The organism is Nocardioides sp. P5_E3, assembly GCF_054049275.1.
In genome coordinates this window covers 1-14,239 of the sequence record NZ_JBFUMR010000039.1, presented here as the reverse complement: position 1 = coordinate 14,239, position 14,239 = coordinate 1, and the positions used below count along the sequence as shown (strand labels likewise).

The following is a 14,239-nucleotide window of genomic DNA, read 5'->3' as shown; positions in this document are numbered from 1 at the left end:
GACCAAGGGGTGAATGTGCGCCAAGACTTGATAAGCGACCCGGAGGCCGTCGCCGCGCTGGAGCGTGCCGACGCACTCCACACCGCCCTGACGCACATCGTGCTGGAGGGCGGCGACCTGGCCGCGATCGCGGAGGCCGTCGGCAACGCGCTGGGCTGCGGCGTGGTCTTCACCTCCACCGACGGCCGCGAGCGCGCCGCGCACCTCGACGAGGCGCAGCGGGCCGCGATGACGGACGCCGAGCTGCTCGACCCGACCGGTCGCGTGCGGGTGGAGCGGATCGATCCCGAGGGCACGGCCGCGGGCAAGGGGGAGGCGCTGGTACGCCGCGTGGTCGCGGCCGGCGTGGACCTCGCGCGGCTGGTCGCGCTGCGCCCCGACGGCAAGATCCACTCCTCCGACGTGCAGGCGCTCGAGCGCGCCGCGATCGTGGCGGCGCTGCTGGTGACGCGCGTGGAGGCCATCACGGCGGTGGAGAACAAGTACCGCGGCGACTTCCTGCGCGACGTGTTCCTCGACCGGGCCGGCGAGGACGAGTACGTCGCCGAGCACGCGCAGGCGTTCGGCTGGCACCTCGACCGCCCGGTGATGGTCGTGGTCGCAGTGCTCGACCCCGACGCGATCGCGTCCCTGGCCCCCGACCCGGAGGACCGGCGGGCGTGGCAGGACCGCTTCGCCCACGCGTGGCGGCAGGTCTCGGCGACGGTGGACCCCACGATCGCGTCCGTCGCCTTCAGCCGCGAGGTGGTGACCCTGGTGCCCGTCGACCCGGCCGACCCCACCGACGCCCACGTCGCCGTCGACCGCATCATCGCCGCCGTGCGTGGCGACCGCGGAGGCGGCCGGATCGCTTTCTCGGCCGGCGTCAGCCGCGTCTCGAACGGGCTCGGCGAGCTGCCCGAGGCGTTCCGCCAGGCCCAGCGCGCCGTCGAGATCGGGCGCCGGGTGCACGGCGGCGGATCGGTGACCCGCTTCGACCAGCTCGGTCTCCACCGGCTGCTCGCCCTCGTCCCCGACGGCGCCGAGCTGACGTCGTTCGCCGCCGACGTCCTCGGCCCGCTCTCCGAGCGCACGCCCGAGGCCGCCGACCTCCGCGAGACGCTCCAGGTGCTTCTCGACACGAACTTCAACGTGGCCGAGGCAGCCCGCGCCCAGTTCTTCCACTACAACACGATGCGCTACCGCGTCGGCAAGCTCCAGCGGATCCTCGGCCCCGTCGCCACGGATCCCCACCTTCGCCTCGACGTCGCCGTCGCGCTCCGGGCGCTGGAGATCGTGGGCTGACCGCTCAGTCCGCCGCCGGCGAGCAGCCCGACGGCGTGGGCGCGGCGGACACCGAGCGCACTGGGTGGCCGAGGGTGCGCATGGTGGTGGCCATCGTCGAGGTCGTGGGAGACCAGTGCGGCCTCCCGGGCCAGGCGCACCGGCACCCGCAGGGATCGGACCATCGCCCACAGCCGCGGGAGCCGGTGTGCGAGGTCGAGCACGTCACCCAGCAGGGCGAGCGTCGCCTCGTGGGACAGCTCGGATCGCGTCGGCCTGGGCCACCCGGCGCTCCCCGATCCTCGGGTGACGACCCACCCGTCGTTCGCGAGGTCTCGTGACGGTCGCTGCGCGACCTCCTCGACCAGCTGGCTCGGGTCAGAGGACCTTCTCGTAGAACACCCGCGTGACGCCGTCGTCCGTGGCGTCGTGGGTCCGGACGTAGCCGATGCGCTCGTAGAGCGCCTGGTTCTCGACCATCGTCACGTGGGTGAAGAGGCGGATGCGCGTGCAGCCGCGGGCGGTAGCACGGGCCTCGGCCAGCTCGAGCAGGGCGCGGCCGACGCCGCGCCCGTGGTGGGAGGGGAGCACGGCGACGTTCTCGAGGACCAGCACGTCCGGCCCCTCGGCCGCGAGCACGACGAAGCCGACGGGCGACCCGTCCAGGCTGGCGAGCCACGCCTCGCACTCCTCGACGGCGGCTGCGTAGTCGGCGTCCAGCGGGCGCGGGCGCTGCCCGCCCATCCGCGGCAGGTAGGGCGAGTACGCCGCCGACGCGATGCGCTGCAGCGCAGGCGCGTCGCCCGGGTCAGCCCGACGTAGCTCGGTCACCCCGCGATTGTGGCAGCGCCCAGCCCGGGAGGCGTACGCCGAACCACTGCGCGGCGCCGAGCTCCTCGAACCGCTCGACCTCGGTGAACCCGAGCCGCTCCGCCAGCGCCCGCGACCTCGTGTTGCCGACCTGCGTGCACAGCACGACGGGCTCGCCGAGACGGTCGTCGGACCTGGCGAGGAGCGCCGCGCACGCCTCGGCGGCGTACCCGTGCCCCCACGCGTGCACCGGGAGGACGTAGCTGAGCTCCAGGACGCCGGCGGGACCGTGGCCCTCGACGGACGACCCGCCCGGGCGGTCCGCCTCACGTCGGCTGAGCCCGATCCACCCGAGGAACCGGCCGTCGCGCTCCATCACGTACTGCGCGGGCCGGTCCGCCGGCACCGCGGGGAGGGTGGCCTCGAGCGTCACGCGGTCCTGGCCGCCGCCGAGGTGGTGGTTGACGACGGGGTCCGAGCCGAGGGCGAGGAACTCCCCGCGGTCACGGGCCTCGGGTGCGCGCAGGAGCAGCCGCTCGGTGCGCACCGATCCGCCCGGCCAGGCGTCGACGGTGAGAGGCAGGCCCATGCACGCAGGGTAGACAGCGGGCCGACCCGCCCGAGAACTTGTCAGCGACTCCGGCGTTCCTTCGGCAGATGTCGCCAGTGAGGGTGTGAGATGGACCGCACTAGTTTGTGGCTTCTCGGGTAACCACCCCGTCGAATCTGGAGGCCTGCACATGTCGATGTTCAAGTGGGAAGTAGTCGATCCCGCACCGGGGCAAGCAGTGCTGCCGATGCAGCGCCTGCCGTGGGGCAAGACGATCGGTCTCGGTGCCCAGCACGTGGTCGCCATGTTCGGCGCCACCTTCGTGTTCCCCCTGGTGATGGGGCTCGACCCCAACCTCGCCATCCTGTTCTCGGGCTTCTGCACCATCCTGTTCCTGCTCATCGTGCAGAACCGGGTGCCCAGCTACCTCGGCACGAGCGCGTCGTTCGTCGCCTCGGTCGCGGCGATCCGCGCGCTCGACCAGGACAACGACTCGTCGTACGTCACCGGCGCGATCCTCGTCGGCGGCCTCGTCCTCGCCGCGATCGGTGTGCTCGTGCACTTCGCCGGCGCCCAGCTGATCCACCGGATCCTGCCGCCGGCGGTCACCGGTGCGGTCGTCATGCTGATCGGCTTCAACCTCGCTCCCGTCGTCGCCGGGATCTACTGGCCCCAGGACCAGTGGATCGCCCTGCTGACGGCGGCCTTCATGGTCTTCGCGGCCGTGGTGCTCCCCGGCTTCTGGTCGCGCATCGCGGTCCTCCTCGCCCTGATCTTCGGCTACCTGCTGTCCTGGCTCGCCGACCTCGTCCTCGGACCCATCACCTCCGTCCTCGGCGGCGCCACCGAGGCGACCGAGCACGACCGCGTCTCGTGGGCCGGCGTCGAGGCCGCGAACTGGATCGGCCTGCCGAGCGGCACCCTCGCCGACGGCGTCTCGGTCGTCCACGGCCCGTCGTTCTCGCTCACCGCGATCCTGCTCGTCCTGCCCGGCGTCATCGCGCTCGTCGCGGAGAACACCGGCCACGTGAAGGCCGTCGCCGAGATGACCGGCGAGGACCTCGACCCCTACATGGGCCGTGCGATCGGTGCCGACGGCATCGCGACCGCCTTCTCCAGCGCGTTCGGTGGCTCCCCGACCACGACGTACGCCGAGAACATCGGCGTCATGGGCGCGACCCGGGTCTACTCCTCGGCCGCCTACTACGTCGCTGCGCTGGTCGCCATCCTGCTCGGCCTCTGCCCGAAGTTCGGCGCGGTCGTCAACGCGACGCCCGGCGGCGTCCTGGGCGGCATCACGGTTGTCCTGTACGGGATGATCGGTCTGGTGGGGGCGAAGATCTGGGTCGAGAACAACATCGACTTCGGCAACCCCGTCAACATGGTCGGCCTCTCGGCGGGCATCATCGCCGGCATCGGCGGCGTGACGCTCACCTTCGGCGACGACTTCGAGCTCGGTGGCATCGCCCTCGGCACGATCCTGGTCATCGTCTTCTTCCACATGGTCAAGGGCCGCGGCAGCGACGGCTCCGGCACCGTCACCCGCAACCTCAGCCACCCCGACTACGACGAGGGCGTCGACGACGCAGCCTCCGGAGGCACGCACAAGCTATGAAGCCCGCACCCTTCGCCTTCCTGCGACCGTCCACCCTCGAGGAAGCCCTCGCGGCGCTCGCGGGGGAGCAGGGGGCGAAGGTGCTGGCCGGCGGTCAGTCGCTCGTCCCGCTGCTCTCCATGCGGCTGGCCGCTCCCTCGATGCTCATCGACATCAACGCCCTGCCCGACCTCGGCCACGTCCGCGTGGCCGAGGACGGGGTCAGGGTGGGGGCCCTGGCCCGCCACGCCGAGGTGCTCGCCTCGGCCGAGGCCGCGCAGGCCCAGCCCCTGCTGGGCATGGCGCTGAGCCACGTCGCCCACCCGACGATCCGCAACCGCGGCACCACCGTCGGCTCGATCGTGCACGCCGACGCCGCGGCAGAGATGCCGATGGTGCTGCGGCTGCTGGAGGGGTCGGTCGACGTCGCGTCGGTGCGCGGTCGTCGTACGATCCCGGCAGCGGAGCTGTTCGCCGGACCGCTCGAGTCGACCCTCGCCCACGACGAGATCGCGGTCGAGGCGTTCTTCCCGGGCCTCGCGCCCGGTGCCGGCGTCGCCTTCCAGGAGATCGCCCGGCGCCACGGCGACTACGCCCTCGTCGGCGTCGCCGCGCACGTCGAGACGGACGGCGAGGCCGTCACCCGCGCCCGGGTGGGCTTCGTGTCGGTGAGCGACGTCCCTGTCGTCGTCGACGTCACCGACGCGGTCCAGGACCCGGCCGGCGATCCCGCCGCCACGGCCCTGGCCGAGATCGACCCCGCCGAGGACATCCATGCCACCGCCGCCTACCGGACCCACCTCGTGAAGGTGCTGGCGCCGCGCGTCCTGGCGGCCGCGACCGACCACGCCCGTTCGCGGGCAGGAGAGGCGATCCACCCGTGACCACCGAACAGCTCCACGACGTACGCCTGCACGTCAACGGATCCGTCCACGAGGTGCAGGTGCCGGCCCGGCGCCTGCTGTCCGACGCGCTGCGCCACGACTGCGGGCTGACCGGCACGCACGTCGGCTGCGAGCACGGCGTGTGCGGCGCCTGCACGGTGCTGGTCGACGGCACGCCGATGCGCTCGTGCCTGATGCTCACCGTCTCCGCCGTCGACGCCGAGATCACCACGGTCGAGGGGCTGACCGAGGACGACGGGTCCGCCCAGGGTCGGTTGAGCCCGGTGCAGCAGGCGTTCTCCGACTGCCACGGCCTGCAGTGCGGCTTCTGCACGCCGGGCTTCCTCACCACCATCACGGCCGGCCTGCGCGAGACGCCCGACCCGACCGAGGACGAGGCCCGCGAGATGATCGCCGGCAACCTGTGCCGCTGCACGGGCTACCAGAACATCGTGAAGTCGGTGCTCCGCGCCAGCGAGATCGTGGCCGAGCGCGAGCGGGGTGACGCATGACCACGAAGATGTTCGGCGCCAAGGTGGCGCGCGTCGAGGACCAGCGCTTCCTGCGCGGCCAGGGCCGCTACGTCGACGACCTGCTCACCGACGACCCGCGGCTGCTGCACTCCGCGGTGCTGCGCTCGCCGCACGCCCACGCGCGCATCGTCGACATCGACGTCTCCGACGTGCTCGACCTCGAGGGCGTCATCGCCGTGTGGACGTGGGACGACCTCACCGGTCCGATGGCCGAGCCGCTCCCGCTGCTCATCCCGCACCCGACGCTCACCCACGGCCGCACGCAGTACGCGCTGGCCAAGGACGAGGTCAACTACGTCGGCGAGGCGATCGCCTTCGTCGTCGCCGTCGACCGCTACGTCGCCGAGGACGCCGTGGCGCGGATCCGCGTCGACTACGAGTTCCTCAAACCGGTCGTCGGCATCGCGGCCGCCCGTGCGGCGGCGACGGCCGTGCACGACGACGTGCCCGACAACGTCGGCGCCCGCATGGAGCAGGAGAACGGCGACGCCCGCGCGGCCATCGCCACGGCGCCCCACACGCTGACCCTCGACCTCGACGTCGAGCGCTCCGCCTGTACGCCGATGGAGGGGCGCGGCACGGTGGCCCGATGGGACCCCGACACGTCCCGCCTGACGGTGTGGTCCTCGACCCAGACGTCGACCGGCGTGCGGGGCTGCGTGGCCGCCAAGCTCGGCCTCGACCTCGCCAAGGTGGACGTGGTCACCCCCGACGTCGGCGGCGGCTTCGGCGTGAAGATCAACCACCCGTGGCCCGAGGAGCTCCTCGTACCCCTGGCGGCCATGACGCTCGGGAGGCCGGTGAAGTTCACCGAGGACCGGCGCGAGCACTTCATCTCCTCGGCGCACGAACGCGCCCAGCAGCACCACGTCGAGGTCGGCTTCGACGACGACGGCCGGCTGCTCGGGCTCAACGTCGAGTTCTGGCACGACCACGGCGCCTACACGCCCTACGGCCTCATCGTCCCGATCATCACCTCGACCCAGCTGCTGGGCCCCTACAAGCCGGCCAACTACCGCGTGGTCTTCGAGTCGCTCTACACCAACACCGTCATCGTCACGCCCTACCGCGGCGCCGGACGGCCGCAGGGCTGCTTTGTCATGGAGCGCACGATGGACGCGATCGCGGCCTACCTCGGCAAGGACCGCACCGAGGTGCGGGCGACCAACTTCATCCAGCCCGACGAGTTCCCCTACGAGCACGGCCTGGTGTTCCAGGACGGTCGCGAGCTGACCTACGACTCGGGCGACTACCCGGCCTCGCTGGTGAAGCTCAAGGAGCTCGTCGGCTGGGACGAGTTCGAGGACTTCCGCGCCGAGATGGCCGCCCAGGGCCGCAAGGTCGGCATCGGCCTCGCGTGCTACGTCGAGGGCACTGGCGTCGGCCCCTACGAGGGCGCCCACGTGCACGTCGAGACCTCCGGCAAGGTCAAGGTCGCGACCGGCCTCACCACGCAGGGCCAGGGCCACCAGACGGCGTTCGCCCAGATCGTCGCCGACACCCTCGGGGTGCGGTTCGAGGACGTCGAGATCACCACCGGTGACACCCGCAAGATGCCCTACGCGGTGGGCACGTTCGCCTCGCGTGCGGCCGTGATGAGCGGGTCGGCCATCCACCTCGCCGCCCTGCGCGCGAAGGAGAAGGCGCTGCGGATCGCGGCCGAGGCCCTGGAGGCGTCCGAGGACGACCTCGAGATCGCCGACGGGGTCGTGACGGTGCGCGGCACCGACGCGTCCATCGACCTCGGCACCGTCGCGGTCCTGTCCAACCCGCTGCGCTACGCCTTCGACGAGGCGTCCAAGGCCGCCACCCAGTTCTCCGTCGGCGACCCCGGCAAGCCGCCGGTGGCCGAGGACGACGAGCCGGGCCTGGAGGGCAAGGACTTCTACTCCCCGCCGCGCTCCACCTTCGCCAACGGCATGCACGCCGTGATCGTGGAGACCGACCCGGACACCGCGGAGATCAAGATTCTCAAGTACGCCGTCGTGCACGACTGCGGCAACCTGATCAACCCGATGATCGTGGAGGGCCAGATCCACGGCGGCGTCGCGCAGGGCGTGGGCGGCGCGCTCTACGAGCGGATGGCCTACGACGAGTCGGGCCAGCTGCTGAACGCCTCGTTCATGGACTTCCTGATGCCCTACGCCACCGAGGTCCCGACGAGCATCGACATCGACCACCTCGAGACGCCGTCGCCGCTCAACCCGCTCGGCATCAAGGGCGCCGGAGAGGCGGGCGTCATCCCGTCGGCCGCCGTCTTCGCCGCCGCCATCGAGGACGCCGAGGGCTTCCCGATCATGTCGATGCCCATCTCGCCGTCCGAGCTCTTCGAGCTGCGCCTCGCGCACGCCGACGAACCCCACCCCCTGACTGAGGAGTCCGCATGAAGATCACCGGAGAGGCCACCCTGGTCGCCCCCGTGGAGCAGGTGTGGGACGCGCTGCTCGACCCCGCCGTGCTGGTCCGCACCATCCCCGGCTGCGAGCGGCTCGAGGAGACCGCGGCCAACACCTACGACATGACCGTCACCGCCGGGGTCGCGAGCATCCGCGGCACGTACGCCGGCACGTGCAGGCTCAGCGACCTGACGCCGCACGAGTCGCTGATGATGAACCTCCAGGGTGCCGGCGCTCCCGGCACCGTGGGCGCCGACGTGGCCGTCCGCTTCGAGGGCAACCCCGACGGCACCACCACGCTCTTCTACGACGCCGACGCGGTCGTCGGCGGCATGGTCGGCGGCGTCGGCCAGCGGATGCTGACCTCGGTCTCGCGACGGATGGCCGCGGAGTTCTTCGGCAACGTCGAGAAGGCGATCGCGGGCGGGCCGGCCGAGGCTGGTCTCGTGACGGGCGCGAGCGCGCCTTCCTCGACCAGCGGTGGTGACGCACCCGCCGCTGGTGGGCAGGTGTTCACCGCTCCCGCCAAGCCGTCGGCCCTCGCGGGTGCCGGCTCCCAGCAGGACTTCCTCCTCGGCGTGGCCGTCGGCGCGGGGCTCGTCGCGCTCGGCGTGCTGCTGGGACGTCGCCGGTGACCGGTCTGTCGGTCGACTCCACCGCCCGGGCCCAGGCCGCCGCCGTACGGTCCGGGGAGATCTCGGCGACCGAGCTCCTCGAGCTGCACCTCGACCGGATCGAGGAGCGCAACCCCGAGCTCAACGCGATCGTCTCCCTCGACGCCGAGCGCGCCCGTGCCTGGGCGGCCGTCGCCGACCAGGCCCAGGCCTCGGGCGAGGAGGTCGGTCCGCTGCACGGGCTGCCCTTCGCGGTGAAGGACACCCACGCGCTGAAGGGGTGGCGCACGACCTACGGCTCGCCGATCTTCGCCGACGCCGTCGCCGACCACGACGTCCTCCTCGTCGAGCGGGTCCGCAACGCCGGGGCGGTGTTCGTCGGCAAGACCAACGTGCCGGAGTTCGCGGCCGGGTCCCACACGTTCAACACCGTCTTCGGCGTCACCCGCAACCCGGTCGACCCGTCACGGTCCGCGGGCGGCTCGAGCGGGGGAGCGGCGTGCGCGCTCGCGTCCGGGATGGTGCCGCTGGCCGACGGCTCCGACATGGGCGGCTCGCTGCGCAACCCGGCGTCGTTCTGCGGCGTCGTCGGCATGCGGCCCTCGCTCGGCCGGGTTCCGGAGTGGCCGCTCTACAACCAGTGGGAGAGCACGTCCGTCGGCGGTCCGATGGCCCGCAACGTCGGTGACCTCGCGCTGCTGCTGTCCGTGCTCGCCGGTCCCGACCCGCGGGCGCCGCTCGCGCTGGGCGACCCCGGCACGTCGTTCGCCCCGCCGCTCACGCCCGCGCCGCTCGCCGGGCTGCGGGTGGCGTGCTCGGTGGACCTCGGCGGCGCGTTCGAGGTCGACCACGAGGTCGCGGACGTCGTACGCGCGACCGCGGCGCGGCTCTCCGACGCGGGCGCGATGGTGGCCGAGGCCCACCCCGACCTCTCCCTGGCCGACGACACCTTCCGCACGCTGCGCGCCTGGCACTTCCAGGCCAAGCTCGGGCCGCTGCTCGCCGAGCACCCCACCTCGTTCAAGGCGTCGCTGGAGGCCAACATCCGCGCCGGCGAGCCGCTGACCGGCGCCGACGTGGCCCGCGCCTACACGCAGCGCACCTCACTGTCGGAGACGATGCGGCTCTTCTTCGGCGAGCACGACGTGCTGCTGCTGCCGACCTCCCAGGTGCCGCCGTTCCCGGTCGAGCAGGAGTTCCCCGAGACGATCAACGGGCAGCAGATGCCCGACTACCTCGCCTGGATGCGCTCGGCCTACTTCATCACCGTCACCGGGTGCCCGGCGATCTCCGTCCCCGCCGGCCGCACCGCCGACGGCCTGCCCGTCGGCGTCCAGCTGGTCGCCCGGCACGGTGCCGACCGTCAGCTGCTCGAGGTCGCCGCTGCCGTCGAGGAGCTGCTCGCCCACTGACCCGCGAGGGCCAGCACGGCCCGCTGGTTGACCCGCGACCGTGACGGGGCCGGGCGGAGCTCGCCGCGGCCCTCGAGCAGGCCGTCGGACAGGACGAGCTCGATGCCGACGCGAGCCAGCACGGCCTCCGACGCGAGGTTGCCGGACTCGACGGTCGCCTCGATCCAGGTGATGCCGCGGGCGCGGGCGACCGTCGTGACGGCGTCGACCAGTGCGGAGGCGATGCCCCGGCCCTGCTGGGCGTCGACCACCTCGAAGGCCAGCTCCGCGGCGTCGGGCGCGGTCGTCACGTAGCGGCAGATGCCCACGGGCTCCCCGTCGACGAGCGCCACCCACGCGACGTGCCGGTGGCCGTCGACGTCGGCGAGGGCGCGTCGGTGGCCGCTCGGGAGGCGCGGCATCGGGACGAGGAACCGCTGTCTGCGCGACCGCGTCGACAACCCCTCGAACACCGTCTCCAGGACGGCGACCTCGCCGCCGACGAGCGGGCGGAGCAGGACGGAACCGCCGTCCCGGAGCCGGACGTGGACGTGGACGTGGACCGGGTGGACCACCCGCCCGGCCGCTGCGCCGGTGGTGGGCGCAGTGGTGGGCGCAGTGGTGCGGGGGGCGGCCATGGTGGTGCTGCAGGTCATGGGGGATCTCCTTCAGGAACGGGTGGCGTGGAGCGAGCGCTGCGTGCGCCGGCTCGTCGGCGAAAGCGCCTGGAGCTCGAGCACGCGCGCCATCAGGCGGTCGGGGCGGCGTACGACGGTGCGCAGCTCCCGTTCGCGTGAGGTGGCGAGGACGGTGGTGAGCGAGTGGTGCATGAGCGGCTCCTGGGTCGGTGTCGGACTGAGTGGTCCGAGGTTGGTCCGACGTCCTTCCGGCGCCCTTCCGCAGCCCGTGCCGGCCGGGGAAGGAATCCGGAAGGCCCGGGGAAGGTCCGCCGACCAACCTCGGTGCCATGACCAGCAACCAGGTCGGCGCCTCGGCCCGACGTACCAGGGCCGTCACCCGTCGTGACATCGAGCTCTTCACCGCGATCAGCGGTGACCGCAATCCCGTCCACTACGACGAGGACCTCGCTGGGCGCTCCCGCTTCGGCGGCATCGTCGTGCAGGGCGGGGTGACGTCCGGGCTGCTCAACGCGCTCGTCGCCGAGCAGCTGCCCGGTCCGGGGAGCGTGTTCCTCGACGTCTCGTGGCGCTTCCTCGCGCCCGTCCGGCCCGGGGACGTCCTCACGGCCACGGCCGTCGTCACCGCGGTCCGCGAGGACAAGCCGGTCACCACGCTCGCGACGAGCATCACGAACCAGGACGACGTGCTCGTCCTCGACGGCACCGCCGTCGTCTGGCGCGACCCCGTGGTTAGCGCCGCCACCTCACCCACCACCCACCCAGACGCCGGATCGCCGGCACCGACACAGGAGAAGATCGCATGAGCACCACCACCGAGAAGGCGCCCCTCAACGGAGTCGACGTCCCCACGCTCTTCGGCACGCGCGACGCCGTGAAGCAGACGAACGAGATCGCGGAGTTCCAGTTCCGGGCCACCAACACCTGGGTGTCCGGGACGCACAGCCGCTCGACGTTCGCCGGCTTCTACGGCGCCATGCAGGAGCTGCGGCACGCGCAGGACACCGTGGTCGAGTCCGACCACCCGGCCGTGCTCGTCGGCACGGACGTCGGTCCGACGCCGGTCGAGTACCTGCTGCACGCCATCGCGGCCTGCCTGACCTCCGGCATCGCCAACATCGCGGCGGCCCGCGGGGTCCGGCTCACGCACGTGTCGTCGTCCGTCACGGGCGACATCGACCTGCTCGGGATCCTCGGGCTCTCGGGAGGCACCGTCCGCAACGGCTACGAGGCGGTCAAGGTCACGCTCCGCATCGAGGGCGACGCCGACGAGGCCACCCTGCGCGACATCGTCGACCAGTCCCGCCGTCGCTCGGCGGTCTACGACGCCCTCACCAACCCGACGCCCGTCCACATCGACGTCGTCACGGGCTGAAGACCAGTGCGGGCGGCCGGCCGGACCACCGGCCGGCCGCTGGCACGGAGAACACCTGAAAGGAACGTTGCATGACCACCATCGACACCGTCGTCATCGGGGCCGGCCATGCCGGCCTCGCAGTGAGCAAGCTGCTCACGGACGCCGGACACGAGCACGTCGTGCTCGACCGAGGCCGGATCGGCCACCGCTGGCGCACCGAGCGCTGGGACTCCCTGCACCTGCTCACGCCGAGCTGGATGACCCGGCTCCCCGGCTGGAGCTACTGCGGGCCCCGCCCGGACGGCTACCTCAGCGTCGGCTCCTTCATCGGCTACCTGGAGGCGTACGCCGCCTCGTTCGGCGCGCCCGTGGTCGACGGGACCACCGTGCACGAGGTCGCCGCCACGCCCGGCGGCCGCCCGGCACGTCGCTACCGCGTCGTCACCAGCTGCGGCACGTGGCACGCCCGCCACGTCGTCATCGCCACCGGGCCGCACGGGACGCCGCACGTGCCGGCGGGCCTGGCCGGACTCGACACCTCCGGGGTCGACCTGGTGACCTCGAACCACTACCGCAACCCCGGCCGGCTCGGGTCGGGCGGCGTCCTCGTCGTGGGCGCGTCGGCTTCCGGCATGCAGATCGCCGACGAGCTCAACCGGGCCGGTCGCGAGGTCACCCTGGCGGTCGGGCGGCACACCCGGATGCCACGGCGGCACCGCGGCCTCGACATCTTCTGGTGGCTCGAGAACACCGGCCGCCTGGCCAGGACCATCGACGAGGTGGCCGACCCGGTGGCCGCGCGCGGGGAGACCTCGCTGCAGCTCGTGGGCCGCGACGACCCCGAGCGGTCCACCGAGGACCTCGACCTCGGCCGCCTGCAGGAGCACGGCGTCCGCCTGGTCGGACGGCTCGACACCGTCGACGGTCGTACCGCTCACTTCCGCGACGACCTCGCCGCCACCGTCGGTGCCGCTGACGCGAACCTGGACCGGCTCCTCGACAGCCTCGACCACTTCGTCGAGCGGATCGGCCTGGCCGGCCAGCTGTGGGACAGCCCGCGGCCCCGTCCCGTCGCGATCGGAAGCCCACGGCGCCGGGTCGACCTGCGCGCCGAGGGCATCGGCACCGTGCTGGTGGCCTCCGGCTACCGCCCCCACCACCCGTGGCTCCGGCTGCCGATCACCGACCCCGACGGGGCCGTCCGCCAGCACCGGGGCGTGACGCCCGCCGAGGGCGTGTACGTCGTCGGGCAGCGCTTCCAGCACCGGCGCGACTCCGGCCAGATCGACGGGGCGCGGCACGACGCTGCTGCGGTGGTCGCCCACCTGCTCGCCGCCAGCGGCGCACCGGGGCCGGTGGCCGCTGAGTCCGGCACCGGACGACAGGAGCCGGCGGCATGAACACCCCACGCATGAGCACCGTCGACGTCGTCGTGGTGGGTGGCCGGGTCGCCGGCGCCTCCACTGCGCTGCTGCTGGCGCGGGCCGGCCTGTCGGTCGCCCTGGTCGACCGGGGGCGGCGTGGCAGCGACACCCCCTCCACGCACGCGCTCATGCGAGGCGGAGTCCTCCAGCTGTCCCGCTGGGGCGTGCTGGCCGACGTCGTGGCCGCCGGGACGCCGGCCGTCCGGCGCACCGTCTTCCGCTACGCGGACGGCGAGGTCGCCGACGTCACCATCCGACCCCGGGCCGGGGTGGACGCGCTCTACGCACCCCGCCGGCACCTGCTCGACCGGCTCCTCGTCGAGGCCGCCGAGCAGGCCGGCGCGCTGGTGCTGCACGAGACAGCGGTGACGTCGCTGCGCCGCGACGGCTCGGGCCGCGTGACCGGCGTCGTCGGCCGCACCCGCGGCGGCGTCCGCGTCGAGCTCGCCGCCGGGCTCACCATCGGGGCCGACGGGATCCGGTCCAGGGTCGCCGAGGAGGCCGGTGCCAGGACCACGTGGCAGGGGCGGACGTCGAGCGCGGTGCTCTACCGCTACGTCGAGGACCCGCTGGGCGACGGCTTCGAGTGGACGTACGGCGACGGCGCGGGCTCGGGCGTCATCCCGACCAACGACGGTGCGTCGTGCGTGTTCGTGGGCACCACCCCCGCGCGGATGCGTCGGCTGCGCCGCCTCGGCGTCGAGCAGGCGTTCGCCGGGCTGCTGGCCGCGGCGGGTCCTGCCGCCGCGGACCGGGCGCGCGGGCTCCGGCCGGTCACCCCGATC

The 14,239-nt window shown here is 73.0% G+C and carries 15 protein-coding genes; 11 read left to right on the top strand and 4 right to left on the bottom strand.

Annotated elements, in window-relative coordinates; all coding sequences use genetic code 11:
- Positions 1 to 27 precede the first annotated feature (27 nt).
- Positions 28 to 1,284 carry a PucR family transcriptional regulator gene (locus tag ACXJKB_RS20165; RefSeq protein ID WP_457191564.1) on the top strand — a complete coding sequence of 419 codons (1,257 nt, stop codon included), beginning with the start codon at positions 28 to 30 and terminating at the stop codon, positions 1,282 to 1,284.
- Between the two features lie 357 nt (positions 1,285 to 1,641).
- Here ACXJKB_RS20165 and ACXJKB_RS20160 read toward each other — a convergent pair whose 3' ends face one another.
- Entirely contained in the window at positions 1,642 to 2,094 is a 453-nt protein-coding gene (locus ACXJKB_RS20160; protein ID WP_457191562.1) for a GNAT family N-acetyltransferase, read from the bottom strand.
- Positions 2,072 to 2,662 (bottom strand): GNAT family N-acetyltransferase, encoded by a 591-nt coding sequence (locus tag ACXJKB_RS20155; RefSeq protein WP_457191560.1) that lies wholly within the window; start codon positions 2,660 to 2,662, stop codon positions 2,072 to 2,074. The genes ACXJKB_RS20160 and ACXJKB_RS20155 overlap by 23 nt, the downstream gene beginning before the upstream one ends.
- Positions 2,663 to 2,813: 151 nt before the next feature.
- Here ACXJKB_RS20155 and ACXJKB_RS20150 point away from each other — a divergent pair, with 151 nt between their 5' ends.
- The 6 genes from ACXJKB_RS20150 to ACXJKB_RS20125 are packed head-to-tail and all read left to right on the top strand — an operon-like array spanning position 2,814 to position 10,056.
- The gene (locus ACXJKB_RS20150) at positions 2,814 to 4,238 is read left to right on the top strand and encodes a uracil-xanthine permease family protein (protein ID WP_457191558.1); all 1,425 of its coding nucleotides are present in this window, start codon (positions 2,814 to 2,816) and stop codon (positions 4,236 to 4,238) included.
- Positions 4,235 to 5,101: an FAD binding domain-containing protein gene (locus tag ACXJKB_RS20145; protein ID WP_457191556.1), complete on the top strand. Its 867-nt coding sequence runs from the start codon at positions 4,235 to 4,237 to the stop codon at positions 5,099 to 5,101. Before ACXJKB_RS20150 ends, ACXJKB_RS20145 begins: the two co-directional genes overlap by 4 nt.
- The gene (locus ACXJKB_RS20140; protein ID WP_457191554.1) at positions 5,098 to 5,613 is read left to right on the top strand and encodes a (2Fe-2S)-binding protein; all 516 of its coding nucleotides are present in this window, start codon (positions 5,098 to 5,100) and stop codon (positions 5,611 to 5,613) included. Before ACXJKB_RS20145 ends, ACXJKB_RS20140 begins: the two co-directional genes overlap by 4 nt.
- Complete coding sequence (gene cutA, locus ACXJKB_RS20135; RefSeq protein WP_457191552.1) at positions 5,610 to 8,021, top strand: aerobic carbon-monoxide dehydrogenase large subunit; 2,412 nt, start codon at positions 5,610 to 5,612, stop codon at positions 8,019 to 8,021. The genes ACXJKB_RS20140 and cutA overlap by 4 nt, the downstream gene beginning before the upstream one ends.
- Positions 8,018 to 8,665 (top strand): SRPBCC family protein, encoded by a 648-nt coding sequence (locus tag ACXJKB_RS20130; RefSeq protein WP_457191550.1) that lies wholly within the window; start codon positions 8,018 to 8,020, stop codon positions 8,663 to 8,665. The genes cutA and ACXJKB_RS20130 overlap by 4 nt, the downstream gene beginning before the upstream one ends.
- Positions 8,662 to 10,056, top strand: a complete 1,395-nt coding sequence (locus tag ACXJKB_RS20125) for an amidase (protein WP_457191548.1) — start codon at positions 8,662 to 8,664, stop codon at positions 10,054 to 10,056. The genes ACXJKB_RS20130 and ACXJKB_RS20125 overlap by 4 nt, the downstream gene beginning before the upstream one ends.
- Here the strand turns inward: ACXJKB_RS20125 and ACXJKB_RS20120 are convergent.
- Both ACXJKB_RS20120 and ACXJKB_RS20115 read right to left on the bottom strand, forming a co-directional pair.
- The gene (locus tag ACXJKB_RS20120; RefSeq protein WP_457191547.1) at positions 10,008 to 10,691 is read right to left on the bottom strand and encodes an N-acetyltransferase family protein; all 684 of its coding nucleotides are present in this window, start codon (positions 10,689 to 10,691) and stop codon (positions 10,008 to 10,010) included. The genes ACXJKB_RS20125 and ACXJKB_RS20120 overlap by 49 nt on opposite strands.
- Positions 10,692 to 10,703: 12 nt before the next feature.
- Positions 10,704 to 10,865, bottom strand: a complete 162-nt coding sequence (locus ACXJKB_RS20115) for a hypothetical protein (protein ID WP_457191545.1) — start codon at positions 10,863 to 10,865, stop codon at positions 10,704 to 10,706.
- A 137-nt stretch (positions 10,866 to 11,002) separates the two neighbouring features.
- Between ACXJKB_RS20115 and ACXJKB_RS20110 the strand changes: the two genes are divergently transcribed.
- The 4 genes from ACXJKB_RS20110 to ACXJKB_RS20095 form a co-directional block, all read left to right on the top strand.
- Positions 11,003 to 11,479, top strand: a complete 477-nt coding sequence (locus tag ACXJKB_RS20110) for a MaoC family dehydratase (protein WP_457191544.1) — start codon at positions 11,003 to 11,005, stop codon at positions 11,477 to 11,479.
- Positions 11,476 to 12,048, top strand: coding sequence for an OsmC family protein (locus tag ACXJKB_RS20105; protein ID WP_457191542.1), 573 nt, complete (start codon positions 11,476 to 11,478; stop codon positions 12,046 to 12,048). Before ACXJKB_RS20110 ends, ACXJKB_RS20105 begins: the two co-directional genes overlap by 4 nt.
- Before the next feature lie 71 nt (positions 12,049 to 12,119).
- Entirely contained in the window at positions 12,120 to 13,430 is a 1,311-nt protein-coding gene (locus ACXJKB_RS20100) for a flavin-containing monooxygenase (protein ID WP_457191540.1), read from the top strand.
- Positions 13,427 to 14,239 (top strand): NAD(P)/FAD-dependent oxidoreductase (locus tag ACXJKB_RS20095; RefSeq protein WP_457191538.1); only part of this gene is annotated, 813 nt, incomplete at its 3' end. The genes ACXJKB_RS20100 and ACXJKB_RS20095, both read left to right, overlap by 4 nt.